Origin of the sequence: Pseudoalteromonas sp. S327 (assembly GCF_005886415.1) — a bacterium.
GTDB lineage: Bacteria > Pseudomonadota > Gammaproteobacteria > Enterobacterales > Alteromonadaceae > Pseudoalteromonas > Pseudoalteromonas atlantica.
This window is the reverse complement of record NZ_PNDP01000019.1, coordinates 1-26,775: the sequence shown is the minus strand read 5'-3', so window position 1 is coordinate 26,775 and position 26,775 is coordinate 1. Positions and strand designations below refer to the sequence as shown.

The window sequence follows — 26,775 nt, the reverse complement described above, 5'->3', positions numbered from 1 at the left end:
ATTTTATACACTTAATGCAAACAAGGTGAAACTAATTGTTAACCAAGGTTGGTTTTTATCGTTGGTTTTTGTTGGTTTGCCGCAGTGTTTTTAAGTTTATGCGAGAAGCCTGAATTCAACAATAATGTATATTTCACAATAGTGATAAAATCGGTACATGTAAACGAAATGAAAACACAAGCTTTTGTAAATAAAAGGTATTTTTGGTTATAGCTTTGTTGACCTTGTGCTTGAAATGATATTAATATTTGCGAGCTGGTTAATTTTAAGTATTAGCTAGCTGTATAAAAATAAACTATTAGAAGTATTCAGGGAGAATCACATGTTAAATAATCAAGTTTCAAAAGCAGTGCGCTTAGCAATTGCTTTTGGTGCAGCATCTGCAGCTGCGTTTTCAGCAAGTTCATCTGCTGCAGAAGAGGGTGTTGCTAAAGTAGAACGTATTCAAGTAACTGGTTCACGTATTAAGCGTACAGACGTAGAGACACCAGTACCTGTGACTATCATCGGTAGAACTGATATAGAGCAAATGGGTGCATTGAACGTAGCTGACGTTTTAAACCAATCACCTGTTGCTATTGCTGGTGCAGATCAATCTAACTCTTCATTCAGTACTTCTGGCGTAGGTTTAAACACAACTTCACTGAGAAACTTAGGTGAAGCGCGCACTTTAGTATTGGTTAACGGCCGACGTTTTGTATCTGGCCGTTCGCCTTCAAGTGGTTATGCCGTTGATTTAAATGCCATTCCTGCCTCAATGATTGAGCGTATCGAAATCTTAAAAAGTGCTTCTTCGGCTATATATGGTACAGATGCTGTAGCCGGTGTAGTAAATATTATCACTCGTGACAACGTAGAGGGTGTGGAAGTTAATGCTCAAACTGGTATATCAGGCGAAGGCGATCGCGAAAAGTACTCGCTAAACTTGACCGCCGGTAACAGTTGGGATTCTGGTAACGTAACCGTCGCTATTGGTTATGATGATGACAAAGGTCTAAAACCTTCTGACCGTGCATTTTCTGAGTTTGATGAAGCGATACTACTTGATGAAAATGGTAACGAGTATGTAGGGAAGGTATTCTCTTCGTATACTCCTCAAGGTAGAGTAGGCTCATATAATGCTGATGGCACCCCTTATACAGGGCTTGAAGGTGGTGATGCGTTTAACAGAGCGGATTATCGACAGCTTGTCACGCCTCTTGAAAGAAAGTACGCTGCCCTTAACATCAAGCAAGAAATTAATGATGAAGTTGAATTTTTTGCTGAAATGAACTGGAATTCATCAAAAACTTATAACTCGACTATTGAGCCAACACCATTTTCTACTAATGATGTATTCTTACCAGAGCGTGGCGGAGAAGGTGGGATAAAGCTAAGTAATCCTATGGTTCCGGAGTTACTTCGTGAAAATCTTCTTAATGACGGTTATGGACTAGATGATAACATTCCTGAGCTAGTTCGCCGTATGGTTGAGTTCGGTGCTCGTTCTACTGATTTAGAGCGTGATACTGTTCGAATTGCGACTGGTATAGATTGGATGATCAATGATGACTGGTCATTAAATACTTATGTATCTTGGGGTAAAACGGATCAACGTCAAGACAGTGGTGGCCAAGTTAACATTGAAAGAGCAGCACAAGCTTTTGATGTAGTGCAAAACGACGATGGTTCACTTCAATGTGCAAATGACCTAGCTGTTTTACAAGGTTGTGTACCTTTAAATTTATTTGGTGAGGGTTCTGTTTCAGCAGAGGCTGTTGATTACGTTAAAGTACCTGCCAAAATTGCTGGCCAAACTGAGCAATTTATAGTTTCAGCTTCTTTAGTTGGTGAGTTACCTGTTGAACTTGCAGGCGGTCGAATTGGGGTAGCTATGGGGGCTGAACATCGCCTAGAAAGTGGTTTCTTTAACCCTGGTGATTTAGCCCAAACTGGTGCGTCAAGTACTAACCGCTCACTACCAACTGATGGTAGTTACTACTCTAACGATTACTATGTAGAAACAATATTACCTATTTTAGATAATCTTGAGCTTGACTTAGCTGCTCGCTATTCAGATCACGAAATTGTTGGTGGTCAAACAACATGGAATGCGGGTATTCAATATTCACCAATTGATACATTGAAATTTAGAGCTTCAGCAGCAACAGCTATACGTACACCAAACATTGCTGATTTATTTGGTGGAAGAGGCGAAACTTTTGCTAATGTTACTGATCCATGTAGCGGTGTAACGGCTTCTTCGACAGGTAATGTAGCTCAGAACTGTTTATCAATTCCTGAGATTGCTGCTCGCGTTGCTGCAAATGGCTCGTTTGAATTAACACAAACAGAAGCACAAAGCACTGGTGGTTTCATTGGTGGTAATGAAGAAGTTCAAGAAGAAACTGCAGACACATATAGCTTAGGTGTTGTGTGGCAAGCAACTGAAGAGTTTGCTTTAACAGTTGATTACTATGATATCTCTGTGGAAGATGCTATTTCAACGACAAGCCGTACTACAGTACTAAATCGTTGTTTTGATGTAAGTGCTGCTGACTTTGATTCAACTTGTGGTGGAAATTCTTTACGTGACCAAAATGGTGCTTTAGTTGAAGTTAACTCAGGAACAAGTAACGAAAATAATATTGAAACTGCTGGTGTAGATATTGAATTAGCGTACAAGATTGATACTGAGCATGGTGAATTTGGTGCAAATCTGATTTGGAATCACCTGATAAAATATGATGAAACAGGAATCATAAGTGGTGAAACAGTTGAAAAAGCCGGTCAAGTATTCACACCAGATAACAGAGCTAATCTTAACTTAAGCTACGGCCTAGAAGATTTAAACCTTTCGTGGCGTATGCGTTACTGGGATCGTTCAAAGGATAGTGTTGATGGAGGTAACTTCAACTACACAGACTTTACTCCTCTAGAGAAGTATAACGAATTCCCATCAGTTGTTTATCACGATATTTCAGCGGGCTATAGCTTCTCTGATAGTACAAATGTGACATTAACTGTTCGTAACTTATTTGATAAGCAACCACCAGTTGCTAACCAAAGCTCTTCTAGCGGTGGTACAGGTATTAATACAGTTTCTGAAGCATATGATGTAACTGGTAGATACTTACAATTAAGTCTAACTACTAAGTTTTAATTAGTTATTAAATGTTAAAGCCGTGATTTTAATCACGGCTTTTTTTTAAACTCTAAAAAGTAGCTAATACTTTCTTCTCGTAGCCTATTTTCTATTTTAGGCTTATACTAAAAAGGAATTAAAATCTAACCCTATAATTTAGCGAGATATAAATGAAAGAAGTTCGATCTTTTATTAAAACAGCATCATTAACTGAGCTAGAAAAAGCACAACAATTAATCACTGATGCGATTGCAAAATATACTGAGCAGCTACAAGCTAAACAGGAAGTGTTGGATCTTTTAAAAGAAAAAGGACTTACGTTAGAAGATTTACAAGACGGTACTGCAGATAAACGTACTAAAGTAAAAGCTAAGTATCGTATTGAAGTAGATGGCGAAGTGATTGAATGGACCGGTCGTGGCCGTCGCCCTAAAGCGTTTGAAGGTGTTGATTTACAAAAGCACCTAGCTTAATAAAGTAACAGAGAAGCCACGGCTTCTCTTTTTAATGGCGTATAACTTAATAACTAAACCTTAGGCTAAGGCTTACGCTTTGTACGCGAGATTTAATTGGCCAAAACTTACCTTAAACTCCCCGCAGTCGCTTAGTATTTGTTAAACTGCATTTCTGGTTATTCTATTTACTATTTTCATGAGCTATAAATTAAGGCCGTATCAGCAAGAGGCCGTAGAGCGCACCGTTTTACATTTTCGAAAAACAAATGATCCTGCCGTGATTGTACTGCCTACCGGTGCGGGTAAAAGCCTTGTTATTGCAGAGCTTGCGCGAATTGCTAAGCAAAAAATTTTGGTGCTTGCACATGTTAAAGAGTTGGTAGAACAAAACGCACAAAAATATAAAAGTTTTGGTTTAGAAGCGAGTATATTTTCAGCAGGGTTAAAAGAAAAATCACTCAGCCACCAAGTTACCTTTGCCAGTGTTCAGTCTTTATCGCGTAATTTAAATAAATTAAATGAGCATTATTCTTTGCTTATTATTGATGAGTGCCACAGAGTAAATGGTGATAAAAAAAGCCAATATGGAAAGGTTATAAATGCGCTCAAAGAATATAATCCTCAGTTAAAAGTATTGGGTTTAACAGCCACACCTTATAGATTAGGAATGGGGTGGATATACCATCATCATTACCATGGTTTTGTAAAAGGTAATAAAGAAAGTCCATTTAAAAACTGTATATTTGAATTACCGCTCAGGTATATGATCAAACATAATTACTTAACGCCGCCAAATGAAGTGGACGCGGCAATTAGTCATTATGATTTTTCGTCCTTGGCTACTAATGCGTTTGGTCAATATACGACTGATGACATGAATGCGCTTTTAAAAAATAGTGAGCGCGCAACGCAAGCTATACTGAAGCAGGTAATACAATACAGTGAAACCCGCCAAGGCGTGATGATATTTGCGGCAACGGTGATGCACGCGCAAGAAATTTTAACTTATTTACCCGCAGAGCAAAGTGCCCTTATAATTGGCGATACCCCAAATGCAGAACGCGATAAATTAATAAATCAATTTAAACAAAAAAACATAAAATACCTCGTTAATATTTCTGTTTTAACTACCGGATTTGATGCGCCGCATGTCGATTTTATCGCTATTTTACGCCCCACCGAATCGGTTAGCTTATACCAGCAAATTGTTGGCCGTGGGCTTAGGCTAAATGAAGGAAAAACAGACTGCTTAGTTATAGATTACGCAGGCAACGGCTTTGATTTATTTCACCCTGAGGTGGGCGATAAAAAAGGTGATAGCGATAATGAGCCCGTTCAAGTGCTTTGCCCTGGGTGTGGGTTTGCAAATATTTTTTGGGGAAAAACCGATTCTGATGGCAAAGTAGTTGAGCATTTTGGCAGGCGCTGCCAAGGTTTATTAGAAGATGACGAAGGCCATAAAGAGCAATGCGATTATCGGTTTAGGTTTAAAGAGTGCGAACAATGTGGCGCTCAAAACGATATAGCAGCTCGTAAATGCCATGATTGCGGCGCAGTAATGGCCGACCCCGACGACAAGCTACGTAACGCCCTTAATTTAAAAGATGCGTTAGTACTGCGCTGTAGTGGGTTATCAGTGGTAAAACTTAAAGATGATTTAATTAAAATAACCTACTTTGATGAAGATGGTGCAAGTTGCGATGAGGTCTATAACCTTGCTAGTAAAGGCGGGCAGTATATTTTTAATAAACAGTTTGGTAAACGCTTAGGACAGGGGCAAGCGCCTGTCGAATTTAAAAGTGCTGAGCAGGTTATTAAGGCACAGTTTGATTTAGTGCCCCCCGATTTTGTTATCGCGCGTAAAAGTAAAAAGTATGGCTGGAAGGTATCTGATAAATTATTTGATTACTCTGGCAACTTTAGAAAAGCTAATCAGTTAAGCGGTTAAGCTTAACTGATTTTTGCTAAGCGGCGTCTTCGTCCATTAAACCCCAGCCATCGCCATAGCCATTATAACTATTAGCAATACTTTCAAGGTATTGCTCTGCTTGGCCAAGCAATGTGTGCTCTGGCACCATTTGTACATGAGTAATCACTTCCCACACGCCTGTGTCTTTACACTTTTCAACGTTTGCGCTTTGTACTAATGCATCAGAGATTATTTCTTTGGCAAATTTTTCAGCATCAGCTTGTTGTTCAAATAAAATGAAAAAATCGATTTGGTGCATTTTACTTAAATCAACGCCAGCAGCGGCTATTTCGGCTAAAAGTTGGCCGTTATCATCATCAGGGAATTGCATTAAAAACTCATTTAAAATTAATTTTGTATTCGTAGCCACTATTGTAACCAAAATATTGCTTTAAAGCGTATTAATTTTAACTTTATAGGCTTTAAAAGGGAGTGAAATTTGGTGCAAGATTACCATTAAGTTAATGTGTTGCTCATTATGGCTATGGTAGTATGCAACTCATTGGTGGTTAAATTTTAAAGAATAAAAAGTAAGGATATTTACTTGTTCAAACAGTTATTACGTTTTGTGTTTTTTTTAGCTTTTTTTATAAGCACTCAAGCCAGCGCTGAGCAAAGGGTAATTGAAGATTACGAAATTAAAGGGATTAGTGGCGAGTTAGAAAGTAACGTTGAGCTCTATTTAAAACAACTGGTTGGCGAAAAACCCACCAGAACCTTGCGCCGCTATGCTAAAAAGCAAGTGCAAAGCAGTATTAAAGCGCTGGGGTATTACAACCCAACGGTAGACATTGAGTTTGATAAAGACGACAAAGAGCTTATCGTTAAAGTAGAGCGCGGCCCTGCAACGCGCATAGAAGCTATTAATATAACGCTTAATGGTGAGGGTAAAAACGACTCGCAATTACAAAACGTTATTAAAAACTTAAATTTAACCCAGGGCGATGTTCTTAATCATGGCAGGTACGACTCAGCTCATAAAAAAATAGAGTCAATGCTATTAGAGCTAGGCTATTTTGATGCTAAATGGCCAGCCCGAAAGCTTGCGGTATCAGTGCAAAAAAACAGTGCCGTTATTACATTTAATATAGATACCGGCGTGCGCTACACGTATGGCAATATAATCATTGCCAGCGAAACCCCCGCAGAAAAATACATTCGTTCACTTGCACCTTTTACCCAAGGGCAAGCTTATAAAGCCACACAAATTGCCGATTATAACCTTGAGCTCTCAAGCACACCGTATTTTGCAAGCGTGCGTATTTATGCCGATATACCAGCAAGAGCCAACGGACAAGTGCCTATAAATATTGATGTGCTACACAAACCTGCTAATAGCTACGAAGTAGGCGGTGGCTTTAATACCGAGCTGGGCCCGAAAGTGCGTTTTAAATGGAGTAAACCCTGGATCACAGAAGATGGGCATTATCTGGAAAGCAATTTAAATGTAGCTGAGAAACAGCAAGATATTTCTATGGCGTACACCATTCCGGTAGATGACCCTAACGACGATTTATGGCGTTTATCAGTGGGTTACAAGTTAGAAGATGAACTTGCCGATGACATATACAGTGAAATACTGACCGGTCAACTGCAGCGCCAATGGTTAACTGAAGATAAGTGGGTACGCACGGCCTTTTTACGTCGAGACCAAGAAACATACCGCATTGGTGATGAACCAGAAGAAAGCACCGAAATGCTTATGCCCGGTATTAGCTATGCCCGTAAAAAGTCAAAAGGAGGCACAACGCCTTATTGGGGTGAGCAGTGGCTAATTTCGGCTGAGTTTGGTTTAGATGATGTACTTTCAACCACAAACTTAGTGCGGGTGCAGCTGCAGCATGCGTGGCTGCGAACCTATTTAGATAAACACTTAGTTTTTTTAAAAGCAAACGTGGGCGCCATGCTGGTCGATAATATTGAAAACGTACCTTACTCGCTGCGCTTTTATGCCGGTGGTGACCAAAGTGTACGTGGTTTTGCTTATCAGTCTATTTCTCCTGAAGATGAAGACGGTGATTTAATTGGTGGTAAATACTTACTAACCAGTACTATTGAATACAATTACCAATTTGCACAAAATTGGCGCGCCGCTTTATTTGTTGATGGCGGTACCGCCACAAATGACTTTTCGGACGACTTTGAAGTGGGCGCAGGCTTTGGCTTTCGTTATTTAACACCCATTGGCCCCGTAAAAGTAGACCATGCATGGGGGCTTACTAAAGAAAGTAAAAGCACACGTTTAAGCATTACCATAGGGCCAGAAATTTAATGTCAGTATTTAAAAAAATATCCGCCGCCGTCATCGGTGTTTTAATCACGCTTGCCGTTATTATATTTTGTTTGTTATTTACTGCGCCCGGTAATCAATTTATTGCTTATAGTGCAAATAAAATGGTGGACGGCTTACATATCGAGATTAAAAAAGGGCGCTTTTTATATAACCACCCGTTTAATGTGAGCTTTAAAAACCAAAGTACAGATTTTAAAGCGCAGCAGCTTAAAATAGATTTATTTTGGTGGCAGTGCGATGGCCTATGTATTGAAAATGTAAGTGCGCGGTCAATCAAACTTGCCCTTGGCAATGCACCCGAAGCCACACAACAAAGCACCTCAGAGCCATTAACTAAAATTACGTTTCCCTTTAATATTGCCGTTAAAAATGTAGCAATAAACGAATTTGTATTAAATCATGCCAGTGCTGATGTAACCGTAAATAACTTTACCCTTGCAGCGAAAGCTGAAGATGCAACCTTAGCACTAAAAAGCCTAACTATTAGCGATGTACAGGTAAAGCTTAAAGAGCAACCCGCCTCATCTAATCAAGCAGCGGCTAATCAAGGCCAAGCGCTAACAGCGCTGCCTGCGTTACCAGATATAGAGTTTACATCGCCCCTTAATTTACGGGTAGAGCAGTTTGACGTTAAAAAGGTGGATATTGAGCAAGGTGAGCAAACTCACACAATCGAAAATATAGCGCTTGTATTAAATGTAGAAGATGAAAAAGTTAACTTACAAACGCTTAGCGCGCAGTACCAACAATGGCAACTAAATACAGAGTTAACTAGTGAGCTTGCAGGTAACTTACCATTAAACGCTAAAGTAGTGCTAAATAGCGACTTGCACCAAGCGAATTTAGCGTTAAGTGGTGACCTATCTGATTTAAATATAAATTTACGCACTACAGGTCAGTACCCATTAAATCTAACGGCAACGGCTAATTTAAAACAAAAAAATTATCCGTTTGAACTTACCGGTAAAGTTGAGCAATGGTTGATTGACGCTCAAAGTAACGAGCTAAAAGTAAATAATGTTGATTTATCAGCCTCGGGTAATGCGGATGATTACACGCTAAGTTTAAAAGCGCATAGTCAATTAGGTGCCTATCCAGCTGTAGTATTAAACACGCAATTAAACGGCTCGCTTAGCCAAGCGCAGCTACGTACCTTAAGCCTAAAAGCAAACGATAGTAGTGCAATATTTAAAGGTAATGTTAATTGGCAAAAGGGCATACAAGCCGATTTCACCGGTTCGTTAAATAGCTTAAAAGCGCAGTACTTAACAGATGCGCTTACAAGTAATATTTCTGGCCAGCTAGAAGGGCGCTTTAACAGCGAAGGGCAAAACTGGCACTTGCAAATGGATAATACACAACTTGCAGGTACATTGAACCAAACACCGCTTGAATTTGCCTCAAACTTTACACTTAACAATACGCTAAAAGCCAACATAGACAGCCTGTATTTAAGTAGCGGTGCCAATAAATTAACCTTGAGCGGGCAAGTTGACGACACCTGGCAGGTTGACGGAAAAGTAACACTTACCGGAAATGAGCAAACTAATCTGCCATTCGTTGCAAACGGTAAGGCCGATTTAAAAGTTAAAGGACCCCGTTTAACCCCCGTCGTTGATTTATCGTTATTACTCGATAACTTTATGTATAACGACATAAACGTTAATAAACTCACCCTTAAAGGTCAGCTCGATACAGCCGCAGATTGGCAAACCGATGTGAGCTTAAACGTAGGCTCAGCAATGGTTGCTGATCAGGTAATTAATAGTATTGAGCTAACTGCCACTGGCGATAAAACCGACCATCAGCTGGTGGCCGCCATAGATGCAGAGCAAGGCGCTGCTGAACTTGAAGTAACCGGTAAGCTCAATAATGACGTATGGAATGGCTCGCTCAGTAACATAACGCTAAGTGATAAGAAACTCAGCTTTAGTAATAGTAAAAAAATTGCGGTGATGTTTAATACCCAAACCAGCGATTTTGATGTGAGTGCGCATTGCTGGCGCTCAAACAAAAGTGAGCTATGTATTAACACCCTTGCGCAAACTAAAAACTTGGGGCAATTTAATGCTACGTTGAGCAATTTAGCGCTTGAAGAGCTTAAACACTTTTTACCAGATAACATGCGTACGCGTGGCGATATAAGCGGCGACTTTGCTGCAAATTGGAACGAGGGCGCATTAAAAACACTTCGCGCTAATTTAAATGCGCATGACCTTGTTGCTGTTCTTACCTCTGAGGAAGACCGGTTTAGATTACCCATCGAAACGCTAAAAGTCAGTGCCTACACTGATTCTCAAACGGGTAAGCTAGAGGCCGATTTACGCTCAAGTGTGCTAGGTAAAATAGCCACCGAAATTAATATTGATGATATTCAAAATCAGCAAACATTAAACGGTCACCTTAATATAGATAAAATATTGCTATCAGACTTACATCCATTTCTCGAAACCCTTGAGCAATTAAAAGGCGATATAACAGGAAACGTGGCAGTTGCCGGCACTTTACAAGACCCTCTATTAAATGGTGAGCTAAATGTCAGTGATATTAATTTAGAAGGTGAGCAATTGCCGGTGGTATTGCAAAAATCTAACGTAAACATTTTATTTGATAAAACCACCGCCACAATTAAAGGTAATTTAAACGACACCCAGGGCGGTAAAATCAACCTAACCGGCGACGTAGATTGGCAAGGCGCCCAGCCTGAGGTAAATGTAAGCGTTAACGGCGAGCAGTTTTTTATACGCGCGCAGCAAGGCGTGACGTTTAAAGTATCGCCTGATTTAACTATTGGACTTGCAAATAATGCATTAAAGCTGTCTGGCGAAGTGATTGTGCCTTATGGCAGGGTAATGATTGAAGAGCTGCCAGAGGGCGCCGTTCAAGTAAGCAGCGATGAGATTATTGTTGATCAACAAACTGAAACGGCAGAAAACGTACCGTTTGATTACGATGTAAATTTAAAAGTGATTATTAAAAACGATGTGAAAATAGAATCGTTTGGTCTTGAGTCGAAAATAGCGGGCGATTTAGCCATCAAAATGAGCCAAGGTGCCCCTATAATTGCCACCGGCGAGCTAAATTTAATCGATGGTACGTATTTAGCTTTTGGCCAAGATTTAATTATTAGTACTGGGCAAATAGGGTTTAGTGGCTCGATTGAGCAACCGTTTTTAAATATTAAAGCCATACGTAATCCAGACACCACAGCAAACGATGTTGTGGCAGGTGTTACGCTTACTGGTAACGTTGAGCAACCTACCTTAAAAGTATTTTCTGAGCCGGCAATGGATCAAGCACAAGCGCTGGCCTATTTACTCAATGGGCAGCCGCTAGGCGAGGGCGACAGTTCCAGCGATGCTATGCTTACTCAGTTATTGCTCTCACAAGGGGTGAGCCGTAGTGAAGGCGTTGTATCTAAAGTTGGCGAAACCATTGGTTTATCTGATGTAAGCTTAAGTTCAACGGGCTCTGGCGATAACACTAAGCTTGAAATATCGGGCTATGTAGCGCCTAGCTTACAAGTTAAATACAGCGTAGGGGTATTTGACTCGCTCAGCGAGGTCGCTATTCGCTATCAGCTGCTTTCGCAGTTTTATGTAGAGATCACCAGTGGTTTAAATCAAAATGTTGATTTACTCTATAAGTTTGATTGGGACTAAATAGGCAGTATAAGGATTATATGAAAGGACTATATTTAGCAGCACTAATAACAGGGTTAACTGGCTGCGCCCAATACACAGAGCAACACGCGGGCACTCAACAAACCCCAACCCGTAGCGCAAGCGAGGTAATAAAGCATGCTAAAGCGCACGAATGGCGAAATGTAGACAGGCAAAATGTTTTAAAAATTACGCTGCCTACAGGGGCGGCTTATGTTGAGCTTAACCCACAGCTTGCAGCTAAACATACTGCGCACATAAAACAACTTGCACGAGAAGGCTTTTATAAAAATACCCGTGTTTATCGTTTTGTTGAAGGGTTTGTGGCACAAGGAGGCGACAGCTCAGGCAATAAAGCAATTAAAAAGGCTAATAAAACTGTGCCTGCGGAGTTTTACCATAGCACCGCACAGCCGCTTAAAATTACAGAGCTACAAGGCGATGGTTACGCGCCTGTAACGGGGTTTTTAAACGGTTTTGCTGTCGCACAAAACGCCTCTAATACACAAACTTGGCAGGTACATTGCCACGGTGTGTTTGCCATGGCGCGTGGCAATGAGATAAACAGTGCAAGCACTGAATTTTTTGTCACCATTGGCCAAGGACCGCGCTACCTTGATAAAAATATTACCGTATTTGGAAGAGTGCTTGAAGGTATGCAGCACTTTAATCGTTTACAGCGTAAGCCTGTTGCTAATACGCCATTTAACCCAATTACAAACATTGAGGTGTTAGCCGATATTAAGCGTGATAAAAGCACCTTTAATGTTATGAAAACAGACTCGCAATCATTTAGAGAATTGATTGAGGCGCGAAAAAATCGTACCGAACCTTGGTTTGTATACGCCCATAATTATGTTGATGTGTGCGCAATGCCTATTCCGACTAAGCGCATTGACTAGCTTATAACGGGTATAAAAAAGGAGCTTAAGCTCCTTTTTTATGGTGATATTTAAGTCGATTGGTATTACTGGCGATTAATTTTTACCGCAAAAGGCGTATCGTTATAGTGCGTTGAACGATACGGATTTATATCCAGCCCACCGCGGCGCGTATAACGCGCATAGACTTCAAGCTCTTTAATGTTTAGCTGCGTGGTTAAATCACTATAAATACGCTCTACACATTGCTCATGAAACTCATTGTGGGTTCTAAATGAAATTAAATAACGCAAGAGTGCCTCATGGCATATTTGCTCACCAGTGTAACGAATAATTATACTGGCCCAATCTGGCTGCGAGGTAATTAAGCAGTTAGATTTAAGCAAATGGCTGTGCAGGGTCTCAGTAACCAGGGTGTCACTTTTTGATTTAAGTGAGTAGGCGTCAATATCGTAGTTATCTATTTCAATATCTAAATCGTCAATACATTGCCCTGGTAATGGCGTGCAAGGTAAGCAGTTATAGTCATCAGGTGCGTATAACGTTACCGCTACATCGCTATTTACCGCATTTGATAAGTCTTCAATTAAATGCTGTTTTACCACCTCAATACTTTCAAAGCGGGTTTGATTAAAGCTATTCAAGTAAAGTTTAAACGACTTAGACTCAATAATATGGCTGCTTTGGCACGCAAAAGTAAACAGCGCCACGGCAACCTGCGGTTTACCTTTAGCGTTTAACCACGAAAGCTCATAACCTGTCCAAATATCTTGGCCTTTAAAGGGTAACTCGGCTTCGTCAATATTTAAAGCATCACGATTTAACTTGCGGGCAATAGGAAAAAGCAAGCTAGGCGAATATACATCTACGTATTCAGTAGATTGTCCTAACACACTACCTTTAAGGTCTGGAGAATTGCTGTAATCTGTCATGTTTGCTCTTAAATAGTTACAATAGGGACATTATATCTAATTTAAATGAGTTTCGCAGTATGTCTGTTGCAATGCAAATGGCCCAACTTCACACGCAATTTTGTGAAAAAACCGTTAAAAACACCGCTAAATATCCGCTTATGGCACACGATGAACAATGGCCTAGCCCTTGCGAGTTTGGCGAGGTAGACGCACAAGGCAATATTCAATGGAAAAGTGCTTTGCAAACCCCCGCAGGTTCGTTATCAGATTTAGCTAACGCGCTTGAGCTGAGCTTCCCAGCAGGGGTTGATGAGTTTTATGGGCACATGTATGGCGGTAGCATTTTAGCTAGTATAGATGGTCACCGTGTGGAGTTATTACAAGCTTGGAATAAAGATGATTTTGACCTGCTGCAACAAAATATTACCGGTCATGTATTAATGAAACGAAAATTAAAGCAGCCAGAAACCCTATTTATAGGTTTAACTGAGCAAGATGACTTACTGGTTACCGTGCAGGTAAATACCGGTGAGGTATGTTTAGAGTACGTAGGTAAAAAGCCGCATCATGTACTTGCACCCAATATAGAATCTTTTTTAAAAGCGCTTGAGGTTTAGATTAATTAAACCAATGTGCAGTAATCGTTAATTATTGTGCAGGATAAGCCCTGTGCAAGATGCGTTAAAGGTTGCTTAGTTATTACAGCGAAAAGAGCGATATTGTAGCCTTACTCGCGGCCTTTACTTAATTTAATTGAGCATTAAAAAGTCAGCTTAGTGCAATGCATTAAGCTGATTTTTTATAAGGTGTGTAACTTTATTTTGCAAAGTACGGGCTTTTAGTTACTGAAAATCCCACGAAACATTAGATACCAACCCACATGGCTCACACCTAAAATCAAATAACCCAAACCACGGCTCTGGCAATTTCCACTCACTATTGCAGCTAGGGCATTTACGCTCAAGTTCTGAGGCTTTATCTACACCGCCTACACGGTATAAATAATAATAAACCGGTTTTTGAGTTAAAAAGCGGATACGTTTAGCAATGTCTTTACCGCGGCGGTATAAGTCACTTTGTGTGCTTGATATTTCTTCAAGCGCTGGAAATTCACAGCGAGTAGCGCCGTTAATTTGTATTTGATCGCAAGCTTGCCAATCTTCTTGCCATTTTATGAGTGTTTTATAATCCCCATTAGCAATGGCCGGAATAGTAAATAATGGCACGGGTAAAAAGTCATCACCACAATACAGTGGGCTACAAGTATGCACATAGGTTGTGTATAAAATATAGCTTGAAGGCGATTTACAGGTATCGGCACCGTTTGAGTGAATGTCTTGGCCAATAACTTTTATTTTAGGAGCAAGTAAACCTGCACTGTGCAGCTTCTCAATACTGTGTTTTACAAAAGGGCTATTATTTAATGGGTGCATGGCGTCTTCGGTTGGGCACATTACACGGGTAATAAAATAGCCATCTTTTAGTACAGTTGGGAATTCTTCACCCATAATTTGGCCGTTAAAACGCAGTGCATTAACTAATCGGTTAATGGCTTGCTCGGCGTGCTCTAGGGTGGTGTCTTGGTAGCAGTCAAACGTTAAATCAACAACGAACATTTATAGTCTCAAATTATTTTTGCTCTAACAGGGCTAGCAACCTATCGAGTTTTTTCTCAATGCGATCGAGTTGAGATGTTTTAGGCTCAACGATGCTCTGCTCAGGGTTTTTCATTAAATTATGAATTGAATCAGGATTATTTTTATATTGGCTTACTGCGGCAATAATAATCGGCATAGGCACAGGTTGTGCTAAACGGCTTTTAGTTAGGGCAACAGTAGGGGTTTTGCCTTCATCAAGAAGGACTTTAATTGCATCAAATACAACTGCATTCATTAGATTTGTAACTCTTTAATATATAAGCGCAGCAAGTGTTTGCTGCGCGGGTGCTATAGTAGCAACAATACCAAGGAGCATAAAGCCTTGGTATAAGCAGAGGGGGGATTATACCAATTCGCAATAATACTTAATCATTTTGAGGGGCTAAACGGGTCGCTACCTGTGTTAAAAATTTTTCATTTAGAACAGCCAATAGTGAATTTTTGCTTAGCTATAAACACGTTTATCGAACCTCAAAATAGGTCGCATAATTGAGCAAATTAGTATTACTTACCTTCTTGGCGAAGCCTCACATCAAGTTCATCAATTACTTCACTCCACGCGCCATCTTCTGCTAGCGATTCTGCTAAAAAATGCTGCTGTGATTCATCCCAAAAAGGAGCTTGTTGTAAAAGCGTTGTGTCTTCTAGTGAGTGAGAAGCAATAAAATCGTCAATCTGTTGTTCTGAGCTAGGTAAACCCAATTGTGCAAACAACGTTTTCATATCGTGTTTTGTTGTATCCATATTATTACTCCATCTGATTAAATTAAACCAAGCTTAGAGCCAGACTATAGGCTTTGCTAGTTAAACTCTCGCTGAATTGACGGTATTTTTGCTTTAGGTATATAGTTAACTTGCAGTATAGATAAACATTTTCGCCATACAATTACCAATTACTTTATATACGGTAAATAGTTTGGCAACGTTGAGGGTAGTAAAGCAAAAAGGATACACAATGACAGTCACCTCTAATGAGCACACATTAAGCGTACAATACCTTGCCCCTGAAGATATAAGCACTGCAGGGAGTTTAATCTATCAGGCCTATCATGATGATCCGCTCCTTCAAAATTTATTAGGTTATGATCAACATAATATGGCTGCCTACGAGAAAAAATTACGCTCAGTGATACGCGAAGAACTCAGTGCTTTTTGGCAAGAAAAGCTGCCATTAATAGGCTTGTACCGCGATGATAAATTAAAAGCAGTGGCGTGTGTATTTGAGTCAAGCAGCCAATTACAACCAGAGCGTTATTGGCATTGGCGCTTAAAGTTAATGCTGAGCGCAGGGTATTTGCAAACCAACCAACTAATAGAAAAAGAGCAAACAATACGCACTGCGCTTAATGAGATTGGCGATTACTACTATTTAGCGTTTATTGCGGTAGACCCGCACGTGCAAGGCCACGGGCTTGGGCGCTACCTGTTACGAGGCTTAGATGATTTAGCAACTAAAAACACAGGGGCTAAAGGGCTTGCCGTTTTTGTTACACGCCAAGAGCATAATACGTTTTTTAAATCAGAAGGATTTAGCACTTTTAAAGCACTTGCCTTTAATAAAGTATCCGGAGAGCTTCTTTATAAACCATATGCAAAGTAAGTCTGTAAGCGATAAGCGCCATTACGGACATATGCCCGTGAGACATATCTTACATTGACGTGCGCATTATCAGTTACGGTCGTTCATAAATGCAGCTTTAAAAGGGTAGGTTTTTGTTTTATATTGGGTTTTATATTTTTTCATATATATTACGAAAAATTAATTTTGTTTACCTAGTGGGATGAAACCAAAACTCGCGTAGTATTTAACTTGTCAAGACGACATAGCTTAATGACTAAGCTACTGCCAAGGATACGGAATAGGCAACATAGCAGATGCTAGCAGGAAGCATAAAGGACAAGTTAAAAAGGACGCAAGGACGAACTAGGAAGTGCATGAAGCGCTTAGTAGTTGGAACTACCTAAGGATATTTACGGATGAGGCTACAGGAAGTAGCAGGAGCGTTAGTTTACGCAGGATGGCCAAGGCGGCAAGTGGAAAATGCAGGATGCATTTAAAGTGGCAGGAGCTACTTAAAAGGATGACCAAGGATGATGCTAAAGTAAGTAGCCAAGCGTTAGTTTACGTGGGTTAGCCAGGATGGTTATGGATTTTGCAGGATGCAATGTTGAGGGTAAATAGGGTTGTTTACTCGTTCAGGGGATGATAATACGGATTTTGGGTCAAGGATAACAAGCAGGATGCTGTAAGAGTGGGGCGTAACTTTTGTTACGCCTTAGTTTTATGTATTAACTTATTTTAGTGGTTTCACTTTAACCCCACCGGTTTTAACGATTAGAATTAAATTTTGTGTGGCGGCACAACAACGCTTTTTAGCATTTCATTTTCCATAATTAAAATACCTTGATAGGCATTTTCGCCATCACTTGAAAACTCAAACATAAATTCGCTTTTGATCCCCGGTTTGCCATTTTTTAAAATGCCAAAGCGGCGTTTTGTGCACGCTACGCTCATTAACTGAACCTGTAATTGCTCAGCTTGGCGCGCGGCATGACTGTTAGCAGCTTCTGCTACTTTTCGGTTTAGCCAAAATAAGTAAATTACAGCGCCAATGGCGATAAACGTCCACAAAGTAGCCATTAAGAGAACAACCTTCCAATTGCGCGAGCGAGCGTTTCGCTGCGATTTTCTTTACGTAATAAGCCTAGTAAGTGTGGGCGTATAGTGGGTATTGCAACTAAATCAGCAAAGATACTCGGGAATAGCTCGGCAATTTGCTGGTGGTGCGCACAATTATCCATAAAAATATGTAAGCGCTCAGGCTCTTCTAGTTGAGAAAAGCATCGTCCTGCAATCGTTAAAAGTACATCTGAATCAGTGCCAACAGATGAGCTTAATGCAGCATCTACTAGTTGTGTACACAGCCCTTGCGCTTGGCCTTTTGAAAGTGAGCGCAGTGCGGCAGTTAGTGCAATTGTATCGTTATTTTCAATGGCAGTGTGGCCATAGGCGAATAAAAGCTCACTGAGTGATGGCGGTATTTCTACATGTTCAAGCATGGCGCTCAAAGGCTGCAATACCTCTAGTGGTAAATGCGGCCAAGCTTTTTGCAAGTTTGCTAAGTTGTTGTCGTTATTTAAGCGTAGTGCAAAATCGGCAATCCCTTGTAGCGCAACGCTTTGCCAATCATCAAAACCTAAAGTGCCACTAAAGTACAGCTGCGTATGCTCGTAATATTTAGAGGCTGGTTGCTTTAACAATACTTTAAGTTGGGCGTTAAAAGCCGCTAATTTATTTGCATTAGGGGTAAACACATAAGGGTTATTATCTAGCTTACCATCGGCTTGCTCGCCGGTTATTTTGCTGCCTAGGGCTTCAATTACCATATTAGCGAAATGATCGCGGCTCGCGCTCACTAATTTACTTTGCTCATCAAGTGGAAACTTTAAAAACCATACATAAGGTTCTTTACTTGCTTTGCTATCCCAAAATTGAATAGCCAGCCATGCATGCCCCGCAAGCGGATAAGGATAAGGAACTTGTGCTTGCTCAATAGCTAAAAACTGTTTTTTATCAAGCTTAGTAATATGCCTGCCAATATCAAAAGCACGCCATTGTGTACCGGCGCCATCTAAAAGTTGGCCAAGTGTCGCTATGTGTTCGCTCATCGTTATCTCAATTGTTTTTACTGCAAAATTGCCTCAATTATACGCCATAGCAGGCATTGAGGGAACAGGGTATAATTGCCCTATAACGTAAAAAGAAGAGTGGTTATGTATCAGCAAACTCAGGCTTATTTAAACCAATTAAGCACACTTTTAAAAAAACATAAGCTGTGGCAAAGCACGCCAATAGAGGCGCATAAATTACAATCTCAAGTGCCTTTTTGTCACGATACCATGGCATTTGAGCAATGGTTACAGTTTGTATTTATTGAAAAAATGCAGCAATTAATAACGCTTAACCAACCATTGCCGCAAAATTTTGCCATTGCGCCTATGGCTGAAATGGCGTTAGTGGATAAAACCGGCAGCGGCGAAATTATAACGCTACTTAGTGAACTTGATGCTTTTTTAGGTAAACCCCATGACTGAAAAGGGTGAACCTGTAGAGTACGGCGAGCTTAATATTCTTTACCAAGACGAATACTTTGTTGCCATAGATAAGCCCGCAGGCTTATTGGTTCATCGCTCTTTTTTAGATAAACATGAAACCCAGTTTGCAATGCAAATGCTGCGCGACCAATTAGGGCAACATGTATTTCCGGTGCACAGGCTAGATAGACCAACATCAGGTGTGCTGCTATTTGCTTTAAGTTCAGAATCTGCCCGAGACATGAACAAGCTATTTATTGAAGGCACTATTACAAAACGTTATTTAGCGCTTGTACGTGGTTTTGCGCCTGAATCGGTGTTTTTAGATAAACCGTTAAAAGAAGAGCTTGATAAAATAGCTGACAAATTTGCCTCGCAAAATAAAGCGCCACAAGCGGCGCAAACGCAATTTAATTGCCTACATCAAGCCACGCTACCAATTCCTATTGGTAAATACCCCACGGTGCGTTACTCGCTCGTAGAGTGTTTTCCAAAAACAGGACGAAAGCATCAAATTAGGCGCCACCTTAATCATTTATCAATACCTATTATTGGTGATGTAAATCATGGTGATAATCAGCATAATCAATTTTTTAGGGAGCATTTTGCACTGCGGCGGTTAATGCTATTTGCAACGCAGCTTAGTTTTGTGCACCCTTACACGCATAAACCCATCGTAATTAAAGCGCCACTAGGTGAAGACATGCTTAGTATATGTAAGCAACTAGGTTGGCCACAGCAAGAAAAGGATTATTAATGGCACATATTAGTATTTTTGTAGGCAGCGTTAACGGCGGTGCAGAACGTTTAAGCTACGACGTTGCAAATACAATTGAAAAAGCGGGGCACACTGCGAGCGTTATTAGTGAGGCCTCACTTGATGATATTAAAAACGCCTCACATATATTAGTTGTTACCTCTACCACAGGGCAAGGCGATGTACCTAACAATTTAGCTGGGCTCTACTTTGCTATGAACAGCACATTTCCGATGCTAACTGATAAGCCATTTGGTGTTATAGCCATGGGCGATAGATGCTACGGCGATACGTTTTGCGGTGCAGGGCGCAGCTTTGATGAGCTACTACGTGACTTGCAAGCTAAGCCGGTAGGAAACCGTTTAGAAATAGATGCCTGCGAAGACTTTGAGCCATGGCCTGTAGCAGAGCCGTGGTTAAAAGCATGGCTTGAAAAATTACCAGCTTAGTAACACCAATGCGCAATAATGCTTAATCATTTTGCGGGGTTAAATGTGTCGCTACCTTCGTTAAAAAATGCTCATTTACGACTGCATGGATGCAGAAGGTAGAGCCATGCAGGAGCAATTGCCGAGAACAACTAAATAGCGAATTTATTGCCTAGCTATTAACACGTTTTTCCGGCCTCAAAATAGAGCATTTAATTAAGCGAATTGGTATTAACTGCTTATACGTACAAAAAAAGGAGCGCATGCGCTCCTTTTTTAATTATTAAACAGTGGGTTAACTACTTCTTACATCAACCTTAAGCTTTAACTTTTGGCCTGGCTGTAAATACTTTTGGCCGGCTAAGTTATTCCACTTAATAATTTCGTTTACGGTTAAATTAAATTTAGACGCAATACGAGCAAGCGAGTCACCACGGCGTACTTTGTACGTAATGGTGCGATTAGTACTTGCAGTTGCTTGTGGTTTACTCGCTGATTTATAAACAGTGAGCTTTTGATTTAAGCGCAATACTGAGTTTTTCTTCAGTTTATTCCACGAGGCCAACTCATCCATGGTGACATCGTATTCGCGACTAATGTCCCACAGGGTGTCGCCACTTTTAACCGTGTGCGACAGCTTAGTACGGGTGGCTTTATTAGCAGCTAAACGCATTTGCTTAGGTAAATGTTCGCTATTAATTGCGCCATCGGTTAAGGGTACTAATAACTGTTGGCCAATACGTATGGTGTTTGACTTTAATTTATTAAGCGAGCGAATAGCACTGGTGCTAGTGGTAAACTTTTTAGCAATAACCGATAGGCTATCTCCGCTCGCCACAGTGTATTGCTGCCAGCGTAAGCGGTCTTTAACATCGGTTTGCGCCAGCTTTTGGCTGAATTGTTCCGCTTTATCGGTGGGTAATAGTAAAAAATGCGGACCGTTAGGGTCGGTCGCCCAGCGGTTAAAGCCTGGGTTTAACCTGTATAGCTCAGTAAGAGTCATATCGGCCATATCTGCGGCCAGTGCTAAGTCAATCTGCGTGCCTACATCAACTACTTCTACAACTTGCGCGTTGATAACCGGTTTCCACTTTACATTAAACTCATCAGCGCGTTTTAATAAATCGGCAAGGGCTAAAAGCTTTGGTACATACGCGGTGGTTTCGCTTGGTAAGTCGAGAGACCAAAAGTCTGTTGGTAAATGCTTTTTACGATTTTTCTTAATCGCACGCATTAAACGCCCTTCGCCTGAATTATAAGCGGCAATGGCGTTTAACCAATCGCCTTCAAGGGTTTTGTGTAAATACGATAAGTAATCAAGGGCAGCACGCGTAGATTGCACTATGTCGCGTCGGCCGTCGTACCACCAGTTTTGTTTTAAATCAAAACGCTCGCCAGTGGCTGGCATAAATTGCCAAATACCCGAAGCACTGCGATTAGAGTAGCCAAATGGGTCAAACGCGCTTTCTACAATAGGTAAAAGGGCAATTTCGATAGGCATTTCGCGCTTTTCTACTTCTTCAACAATAAAGTGTAAGTAAGGTTCTGCGCGTTTTGAAATGCGGTCTAAATAAGCTTGATGACGCGCATAGTAATTTCGCTCGGTAACAACAGGGCGGTTTTGCGGTACATCAATAGACAGTTGGTAGCGAATGCGCTCCCACACATCGTCAAAAACGGGGGCGTCTTCGCTCTGCTCAACGTGTTGATATTGGGCGTTTACCATCAATGCATTGTTAATATCGTTAGGGCTTGCGCCTTCTAAGCGCTTATTTGCTTGGGTAGCAGCTTGTGCGTCTGAATCTACGGTTGTTAATGTTTGACAACCACTTAGCGCAAGCGCCAAGGCAATTAATAGAGGAGATTTATTCATATATACCAATACATCAGGTAAAAAAACTCGGCGAATACTACCCGTTATGAGTCAACATTGCCACTTAACGACCAACTTTAACATGTTGGTAAAACCATTCGCTATTTTTAAACCAATGGTTTTACCTAGGATATACCTAACCACGATGCTGCAAAATTAATTACAACAGGTCAACATATCTTAACTAAAAGTTGTCTTTGAATCGTCTCAGACTTGCAAAGTTTTCCCATGGTTCATTGTTTTTTGTAACCAACACAAATTCTTTTGGAATTAACTCTGTAATAGTAGGTAGGTCGCTGCGCATAAACGGATTAACTTTAAGCTCTTGGCCTATTGTACTTGGCAGTGTAATTTCGCCCTTAGCACGCTGTGCATCTACTTTATCGCTGTATTGGAGTAGCTCAGGGTTACGCGGCTCTACGGCTTTTGCAAATGCTAAATTGGCTTGCGTATATTCATGCGTGCAATATACTTTGCAGGTTTTAGGTAGCTCACGCAGCTTATTAAACGACTCCCACATTTGCTCAGGCGTCCCTTCAAATAATCGCCCACAGCCCCCACTAAAAAGCGTATCGCCTGTAAAAGCCAACTCTTCATGAATATAACAAATGTGATCAAGCGTATGGCCAGGGGTGGTAATAATGTTAAAACGCGTACCCAATACCTCAATGCTATCGCCATCAACCAGTGTATTGGTGATCCCCGCAAACGGACTGTTAATAGGACCGTACACTGCAATGTTTGAAAACTGTTTTACAAGCTCGGCTACGCCACCGGTATGATCGCTGTGATGATGGGTAATTAAAATGCCACCAAGCTGTAAGTTGTGCTCTGCTAAATGCGCCATAACGGGCTGGGCGTCGCCTGGGTCAACCACCCACGCTAGGTCGCTATTATGGGTAGTTAAACACCAAATATAATTGTCAGAAAATGCTTTAATTGCTTTAACTTGCACCATATTAATTTGCTCTATAAAGTGACGGGTAACACCTAGTATAACGAGCTATAAAAATGAAACCAGCCCTTAGTTTTCAAGAAGGACCCAAACCGCTGTCATGGCAGCAGTTCCCTCATGGGGATTATTTACGTGCTGACATTGAACAAAAAATGGATCAATGGCTGCCGCGTATGTTTGGTTACCATATGCTTAAATTAGGTAATTTAAGTGGCGAGCTTAATACCAGCATAAGCACTATAAAACACCAAGTATGTGTTGCCGAAGAGGGGCCTTACACAGGTGTAATAGCCGATATAGACGAACTGCCTTTTTATGAGCACAGTGTTGATGCGTGTATTTTAAGCCACTGCTTAGAGTATCACTCAGACCCACATCACATATTACGCGAGGCGCATCGTACACTTATACCCGGTGGTTACATTGTTATTACCGGATTTAATCCGTTTAGTTTATGTGGATTGGCGCAAATGTTGCCCTTTAGCGGCCAAAAGCTGCCGTGGACGGGGCGTTTTTTTACGCCTGCGCGGGTAAAAGATTGGCTTAATTTATTGGGGTTTGAAATTATTAGCGATGAGCGCTTTATTTACTCATCTCTTGCGCGGGGTAACAGGCTTTCGCGGTTTGCATTTTGGCGCAGCTTTGCCAAACAGTATTTAAAACCTATGGGGAGTGTGTATATGCTGGTGGCGCGAAAACGCGTGGCTCCGCTTACGCCTATAAAACCTAAGTGGCATGCAAGGCCGCAGTTTTCACCTGTAAAGGGGGCAGGGCTTAGACAAACATCAAAGCAGCACTTTAAACAGTGTGAGCAAAAAAATAATAATAGTTAAAAAATGTAAGTAGGCACTTTTTAACCCAGCCATGAGCCTTACACTCATGGCACTAAAAAGTGCAAAAGCTTTAACGGGTTAAGGTTGATACCCTACATCATCAAGTAGGTTGCTACTGCCTGCAGCGTCACGGGCCAAATCGTCAACTATTTCGTTATATTTATGCCCGCTATGTCCCTTTACCCATTTCCATGTAACCGTGTGCTCGCTACAAGCGCTATCAAGTCGCTTCCATAAATCAACATTTTTAACCGGCTTTTTTGCCGATGTTTGCCAGCCCCGTTTTTTCCAATTTGCAATCCACGACTCAATACCCTGCTTAACATACTGGCTATCTGTGGTGAGGTTAACGGTGCAAGGGCGGGTGAGTGATTCAAGGGCAACAATGGCAGCGAGCATTTCCATACGGTTGTTTGTGGTTAGCTTATACCCTTGGCTTAATTTTTTTTCGTGGCCGTTATAAATCATAAAAATACCATAACCACCAGGGCCCGGATTACCTAAACATGAGCCATCGGTGTAAATCTCTACGGTTTTTTGCACTGTTTTACCTTGATATTATGTACAATAAAGTGATTATAGAAAGATACCAGAGTCAGGCTAAATTCGATATGGCACGTAGACAAATAGTTTTAGATACAGAAACCACCGGCATCGACCCCAAACAGGGGCACCGGATTATAGAAATTGGGTGTGTAGAATTAATAAACCGACGTTTAACCGGTAATAATTTTCATGTTTACATTAACCCACAACGCAGCATTGAAGAAGAAGCAATAGATGTTCACGGTATTACCAACGAGTTTTTACGTGATAAACCACTTTATCGCGATATAGCGCAAGAGTTTTTTGACTACATTAAAGGTGCAGAGCTTGTAATACATAACGCCCCGTTCGATGTGGGCCATATGGATAACGAGTTTGCGCTGCTTAACCAAGGCTACCCAAATACGCACGAGTACTGCCAAGTTCTCGACACCCTTAAAATGGCGCGTGACTTGCATCCTGGTCAAAAGAACAACCTAGATGCTTTGTGCCGCCGTTACGATATAGACAACGCAAAACGAACATTACACGGCGCATTACTGGATTCTGAAATTTTAGCCGATGTTTACCTTGCCATGACTGGCGGGCAAACCAAGCTAAACTTAAACCAAAATAAAGATGACGGCAGCGAGCAACAGACTGGTGGCATAAGACGCTTAAGTAGTGACCGAGCACCTTTAGTTGTATTGCGCGCAAACGACGCTGAGCAAAGCGCACACGAAGCACGACTCGATCTTATAGACAAAGAAGGCGGCCACTGTTTATGGCGCGCTGAATAAGGCCAACTATGAAAACGATGTATTTTATAACTGTACTGTGCGCCACCTCACTGTTTAGCGCCAGTGCGTTTGCCGTTAAGCAAGTAGAGCTGCTTAAACGCGACGGCGAACAAAATGAAATACCGCTGCTAGATAACCGTTTTCGTATAGACAGCCAATTAGACGAAATAACCTTACTATTTTTTAGAAAGCCAGGTTCGCCCGCGGTTATTTTAGTCAGGCCCGATGGCAGCAAGTACTTTGCCACTAACGCCGTTAAAGATCCCAACCTCGATTGGTTTGATGAGCTTAGTTACGACTTAATCACCATAAAAAAACCGATGGCTGGCCCATGGCAAGTTATTGGCCGCATTTTGCCCGACAGCCGCATTGTGGTGTTAGGGGAAGTGTCTTTAAAAGCACAGCCATTACCTCCTATGTTATTTAGAGGCGAGACAATAAAAATAACGGGCGAAATTTTAAATGATGATGAGCCTATCGATGCTAACTTATTCACAGATGTAGTTAGCCTAAACGTTGACTTTGTAAGTACCAACGATGAAAGCTATGCAAACTTTGGTGCAGGCACTCAAGAAGTTGCCGAATTTAAAGACGATGGCCGCGGCTTTGATGAACGCCCTAACGATGGAGTGTTTACTGGCGAATTTAAATTAGACTTTCCAGCAGGGCAGTGGACACCAGAACTCTATATAGCGACCCCCTTATTACAGCGACGGATTGTGCAAGACCCTATCATTGTGCATGAACCGCCATTTAAATCTGAGGTCGCACTGGCAGAGCTTGATACTGACGATCACCAGCTATCTATTAATATAGATAGCAACATAGTTAAACCCGAAACTGTTATTGTGCAGGGAAAAATTTATTACCCTAACAATGAAGAGCAAATGTTCACTATTGACGCGCAAGCGGGTGATACACGCCAACTAGCAATTAAAAACTATGATTGGGGAAGATACAGCGTTGAACTGTCTGTTTTTGGCACTAATATAAACGGTCGTGAGTTTATGGCCACAATACCAACATACAAATTTGAGATAGAAAGGCCAATAGAAGCAGTACCAGAAATAGACCCTGCTACGCTTATTGATCAAAACCTGGCCTTGGAAGCTGAGCCCGTTGAAGAAAAAATGGCCACTTCTACATTAGTGACTTTAATCGTGGGCTGTAATTTGCTCATTTTATTGTTAGGGTGGTTAGCAATTCGTATTTTTGTACAGAAAAAGCCAATCAAATTTAACTTTAAACTGCCTTTTTTAAACAAAAAGAAAGTAAACGATGAGAGCAACGCCGATGCAGAAAAAAATCAAGTCGGCAAAAATGGCTCAAAAAGTGACAAATCAGGTGAAATTTTAAACCTTTCGATGTCAGATGACTAAAAAACCTGTAAAAAAACAAAAAAGCCCTTGACGAAGTAGGGGCTGATTCGTATTATTCACGCCGCTGCAAAGGGAGACCTAAGCAGAAACGAAAATGCGGAGTGGTAGTTCAGTTGGTTAGAATACCGGCCTGTCACGCCGGGGGTCGCGGGTTCGAGTCCCGTCCACTCCGCC

Annotated in this window: 24 protein-coding genes and 1 tRNA gene; 15 read left to right on the top strand and 10 right to left on the bottom strand. The window is 41.1% G+C overall.

Annotated features, from left to right (window positions below; translation table 11 throughout):
* Positions 1-322: 322 nt before the first annotated feature.
* From CWB60_RS07480 to radD, 3 genes are all read left to right on the top strand, one after another.
* Positions 323-3,142, top strand: coding sequence for a TonB-dependent receptor domain-containing protein (locus CWB60_RS07480; RefSeq protein WP_138579826.1), 2,820 nt, complete (start codon positions 323-325; stop codon positions 3,140-3,142).
* A gap of 152 nt (positions 3,143-3,294) precedes the next feature.
* A complete protein-coding gene (locus tag CWB60_RS07475) occupies positions 3,295-3,597 on the top strand; it encodes an H-NS histone family protein (RefSeq protein ID WP_004585960.1) in 303 nt (100 codons plus the stop codon).
* A gap of 178 nt (positions 3,598-3,775) precedes the next feature.
* Entirely contained in the window at positions 3,776-5,527 is a 1,752-nt protein-coding gene (radD, locus tag CWB60_RS07470) for a DNA repair helicase RadD (protein ID WP_138579825.1), read from the top strand.
* 16 nt (positions 5,528-5,543) lie between these two features.
* Here radD and CWB60_RS07465 read toward each other — a convergent pair whose 3' ends face one another.
* A complete protein-coding gene (locus CWB60_RS07465) occupies positions 5,544-5,879 on the bottom strand; it encodes a ribonuclease E inhibitor RraB (protein WP_024033700.1) in 336 nt (111 codons plus the stop codon).
* Between the two features lie 237 nt (positions 5,880-6,116).
* Here CWB60_RS07465 and CWB60_RS07460 point away from each other — a divergent pair, with 237 nt between their 5' ends.
* The 3 genes from CWB60_RS07460 to CWB60_RS07450 are packed head-to-tail and all read left to right on the top strand — an operon-like array spanning position 6,117 to position 12,405.
* On the top strand, positions 6,117-7,820 hold the full coding sequence (locus tag CWB60_RS07460; RefSeq protein ID WP_408003090.1) for an autotransporter assembly complex protein TamA: 1,704 nt from the start codon (positions 6,117-6,119) through the stop codon (positions 7,818-7,820).
* Positions 7,820-11,503, top strand: coding sequence for an autotransporter assembly complex protein TamB (gene tamB / locus CWB60_RS07455; RefSeq protein WP_138579824.1), 3,684 nt, complete (start codon positions 7,820-7,822; stop codon positions 11,501-11,503). The genes CWB60_RS07460 and tamB overlap by 1 nt, the downstream gene beginning before the upstream one ends.
* 20 nt (positions 11,504-11,523) lie before the next feature.
* Positions 11,524-12,405, top strand: a complete 882-nt coding sequence (locus tag CWB60_RS07450; RefSeq protein ID WP_138579823.1) for a peptidylprolyl isomerase — start codon at positions 11,524-11,526, stop codon at positions 12,403-12,405.
* Positions 12,406-12,470: 65 nt separating this feature from the next.
* On the opposite strand, the gene queF is transcribed toward CWB60_RS07450, so the two are convergent.
* Entirely contained in the window at positions 12,471-13,316 is an 846-nt protein-coding gene (queF, locus tag CWB60_RS07445; protein ID WP_055255227.1) for an NADPH-dependent 7-cyano-7-deazaguanine reductase QueF, read from the bottom strand.
* Between the two features lie 59 nt (positions 13,317-13,375).
* On the opposite strand from queF, the gene syd reads away from it, so the two are divergent.
* Positions 13,376-13,915, top strand: a complete 540-nt coding sequence (syd, locus tag CWB60_RS07440) for a SecY-interacting protein (protein ID WP_138579822.1) — start codon at positions 13,376-13,378, stop codon at positions 13,913-13,915.
* A 225-nt stretch (positions 13,916-14,140) separates the two neighbouring features.
* Here the strand turns inward: syd and CWB60_RS07435 are convergent, their stop codons facing one another.
* The 3 genes from CWB60_RS07435 to CWB60_RS07425 form a co-directional block, all read right to left on the bottom strand.
* Complete coding sequence (locus CWB60_RS07435; protein ID WP_004585968.1) at positions 14,141-14,914, bottom strand: Zn-ribbon-containing protein; 774 nt, start codon at positions 14,912-14,914, stop codon at positions 14,141-14,143.
* A gap of 13 nt (positions 14,915-14,927) precedes the next feature.
* The gene (locus CWB60_RS07430) at positions 14,928-15,191 is read right to left on the bottom strand and encodes a hypothetical protein (protein ID WP_138579821.1); all 264 of its coding nucleotides are present in this window, start codon (positions 15,189-15,191) and stop codon (positions 14,928-14,930) included.
* A 269-nt stretch (positions 15,192-15,460) separates the two neighbouring features.
* Positions 15,461-15,700: a DUF2789 domain-containing protein gene (locus tag CWB60_RS07425; protein WP_004585970.1), complete on the bottom strand. Its 240-nt coding sequence runs from the start codon at positions 15,698-15,700 to the stop codon at positions 15,461-15,463.
* Between the two features lie 211 nt (positions 15,701-15,911).
* On the opposite strand from CWB60_RS07425, the gene CWB60_RS07420 reads away from it, so the two are divergent.
* Complete coding sequence (locus CWB60_RS07420) at positions 15,912-16,556, top strand: GNAT family N-acetyltransferase (RefSeq protein ID WP_138579820.1); 645 nt, start codon at positions 15,912-15,914, stop codon at positions 16,554-16,556.
* 741 nt (positions 16,557-17,297) lie between these two features.
* On the opposite strand, the gene CWB60_RS07415 is transcribed toward CWB60_RS07420, so the two are convergent.
* Complete coding sequence (locus tag CWB60_RS07415; RefSeq protein WP_004585972.1) at positions 17,298-17,597, bottom strand: DUF3301 domain-containing protein; 300 nt, start codon at positions 17,595-17,597, stop codon at positions 17,298-17,300.
* Positions 17,597-18,625: a DUF3549 family protein gene (locus CWB60_RS07410; protein WP_138579819.1), complete on the bottom strand. Its 1,029-nt coding sequence runs from the start codon at positions 18,623-18,625 to the stop codon at positions 17,597-17,599. Before CWB60_RS07410 ends, CWB60_RS07415 begins: the two co-directional genes overlap by 1 nt.
* Positions 18,626-18,730: 105 nt before the next feature.
* Between CWB60_RS07410 and CWB60_RS07405 the strand changes: the two genes are divergently transcribed.
* Genes CWB60_RS07405 through CWB60_RS07395 form a run of 3 tightly spaced genes read left to right on the top strand, consistent with a single transcriptional unit; the run spans position 18,731 to position 20,257 of the window.
* Complete coding sequence (locus CWB60_RS07405; RefSeq protein WP_029774011.1) at positions 18,731-19,051, top strand: YqcC family protein; 321 nt, start codon at positions 18,731-18,733, stop codon at positions 19,049-19,051.
* Complete coding sequence (gene truC, locus CWB60_RS07400) at positions 19,044-19,808, top strand: tRNA pseudouridine(65) synthase TruC (protein ID WP_138579818.1); 765 nt, start codon at positions 19,044-19,046, stop codon at positions 19,806-19,808. The genes CWB60_RS07405 and truC overlap by 8 nt, the downstream gene beginning before the upstream one ends.
* Complete coding sequence (locus CWB60_RS07395; RefSeq protein ID WP_138579817.1) at positions 19,808-20,257, top strand: flavodoxin; 450 nt, start codon at positions 19,808-19,810, stop codon at positions 20,255-20,257. The genes truC and CWB60_RS07395 overlap by 1 nt, the downstream gene beginning before the upstream one ends.
* Before the next feature lie 274 nt (positions 20,258-20,531).
* Here the strand turns inward: CWB60_RS07395 and CWB60_RS07390 are convergent, their stop codons facing one another.
* Together CWB60_RS07390 and gloB are read right to left on the bottom strand one after the other, a co-directional pair.
* Complete coding sequence (locus CWB60_RS07390; protein ID WP_096041966.1) at positions 20,532-22,109, bottom strand: lytic transglycosylase; 1,578 nt, start codon at positions 22,107-22,109, stop codon at positions 20,532-20,534.
* A 184-nt stretch (positions 22,110-22,293) separates the two neighbouring features.
* Positions 22,294-23,067, bottom strand: coding sequence for a hydroxyacylglutathione hydrolase (gene gloB / locus CWB60_RS07385; protein ID WP_096041965.1), 774 nt, complete (start codon positions 23,065-23,067; stop codon positions 22,294-22,296).
* Between the two features lie 53 nt (positions 23,068-23,120).
* Here gloB and CWB60_RS07380 point away from each other — a divergent pair, with 53 nt between their 5' ends.
* Positions 23,121-23,897 (top strand): class I SAM-dependent methyltransferase, encoded by a 777-nt coding sequence (locus CWB60_RS07380; RefSeq protein WP_055255234.1) that lies wholly within the window; start codon positions 23,121-23,123, stop codon positions 23,895-23,897.
* A 78-nt stretch (positions 23,898-23,975) separates the two neighbouring features.
* Here CWB60_RS07380 and rnhA read toward each other — a convergent pair whose 3' ends face one another.
* Complete coding sequence (gene rnhA / locus CWB60_RS07375) at positions 23,976-24,440, bottom strand: ribonuclease HI (RefSeq protein WP_004585980.1); 465 nt, start codon at positions 24,438-24,440, stop codon at positions 23,976-23,978.
* 68 nt (positions 24,441-24,508) lie between these two features.
* Here rnhA and dnaQ point away from each other — a divergent pair, with 68 nt between their 5' ends.
* From dnaQ to CWB60_RS07360, 3 genes are all read left to right on the top strand, one after another.
* Positions 24,509-25,222: a DNA polymerase III subunit epsilon gene (gene dnaQ / locus CWB60_RS07370; protein WP_138579816.1), complete on the top strand. Its 714-nt coding sequence runs from the start codon at positions 24,509-24,511 to the stop codon at positions 25,220-25,222.
* An 8-nt stretch (positions 25,223-25,230) separates the two neighbouring features.
* Positions 25,231-26,601, top strand: a complete 1,371-nt coding sequence (locus tag CWB60_RS07365) for a TIGR03503 family protein (RefSeq protein ID WP_024033683.1) — start codon at positions 25,231-25,233, stop codon at positions 26,599-26,601.
* A gap of 98 nt (positions 26,602-26,699) precedes the next feature.
* A tRNA-Asp gene (locus CWB60_RS07360) sits at positions 26,700-26,773 on the top strand.
* Positions 26,774-26,775 lie beyond the last annotated feature (2 nt).